A 1,357-nucleotide genomic window follows, 5' to 3' on the forward strand; every position below is an offset into this window, starting at 1 on the left:
CAGGGCCTTTGCAAGGTCGGGATTTGACCGTTTTACGTTAGGCCGAGGAGTCGGAGGGATTGGTACGGATCTCGGCCGTTTCGGCGTAAGGCTGGTGCTATCGAGGTGACGCCGTCCAGGCGGAGCAGGCTGATCGCGGTGTTGCGCAGGGTGGCCAGGGCTCGGGGTGCGTTGCCGGTTCGTAGCCGGCTGGCGTCCTCGCGGTAGGTGGTGTCGCGAATGTGGTGAAGAACTTCGATGGCCCAGTGTCCGCGTAGCCAGTCAGTCAGCTCGTCGGGGGTGGCTTGAGCTGCGGTGAGGTTGGTGATGGCGTACACCGTGACGGTGGACCATCGGTCGGTGCTCGCGTGGTACCGGCGGCGGCGGATCCGTAGCGCCTGAACCGCGTACGGGAAGTCCAGCGCCAAGGCTCCGAGGCAGGTGACGGCTTGCAACTCTCTGATGTCGTAGCGGCCGTGTCCACGATCGCGGGTCTCGTTCAGCGCCGGGATCTTCGCCCAGGGCAGGGCTTTGACCTGTCGATACAGTCGTGGCTGGTTGCGCTTGACGACGAACACGTAGCCGGCCTTCTTCTCCTCGGCCAGCCAGCGGGCATGCTCACGTTGGGTATGCAGCGCATCCGCCGTGATGATCGCGCCGGCTAGGTCCAGACCGTTGAGCAGCGGCACGAACCGGCTGATCTCGTTCGTCTTGCCATCGACATCGATCTGCGCCAGGACGATTTGCTCGGCCTGGTCCAACGCGGCGAGCAGGTGCACCTGGGCGCCGGCCGGGCCGCTGCCGCGCAGCGTCTTGCCGTCGACCGCGATCACCCGCCGGCCGGCCCCGGCCAGACCCGCCCGGCCGAGCAGCCAGCGGCACACCGCGGCGTCGAGGGCGTCGGCGTCGATGCCGGTCAGCACCCTCGACAGGGTGCTGTCGTCGGGCACCCGCCGGGCTCCGGTGAACGCGTCGCGGGTGGCACCGAGCCGGTCCCACACCGCGTCCGGCAGGTCGGCGGCCCACTCGACGATCTCCACGACCCTGCTGGATCCCGAGACCACCGCCGCGATCGCCATCGCGAGCAGCCCCGGCAGCGGATGGATCCGGCCGCGTGCGTCCCGCGGATCCGGAACCCAGGCCAGGGCCTGCAACAACCCGGGCGTGTCCTGTTCCGACAGCGGCGACACGCCGCACAGGCGTGCGGACAGCCCGCCGATCAACGATGATGCTTCCACGAACGCGGTCCTTCTCGATCATCCAGTCTAGACACCTGAATGATCACCAGAGGACCGCGTTCTTCTACGTATCCACCGAAACCGGCGTGACTACCTCACAACCGGCCATCCGGTCATATCTCGATCTTGCGAATGCCCTG

At 67.3% G+C, this 1,357-nt stretch carries 1 protein-coding gene; it reads right to left on the minus strand.

What is annotated here, in order from left to right:
* Positions 1-32 precede the first annotated feature (32 nt).
* The gene (locus tag AC2CHE_RS26825; protein WP_484507605.1) at positions 33-1,217 is read right to left on the minus strand and encodes an ISAs1 family transposase; all 1,185 of its coding nucleotides are present in this window, start codon (positions 1,215-1,217) and stop codon (positions 33-35) included.
* Positions 1,218-1,357: the final 140 nt, after the last annotated feature.

Source organism: Micromonospora sp. ATLC16, from assembly GCF_057196645.1.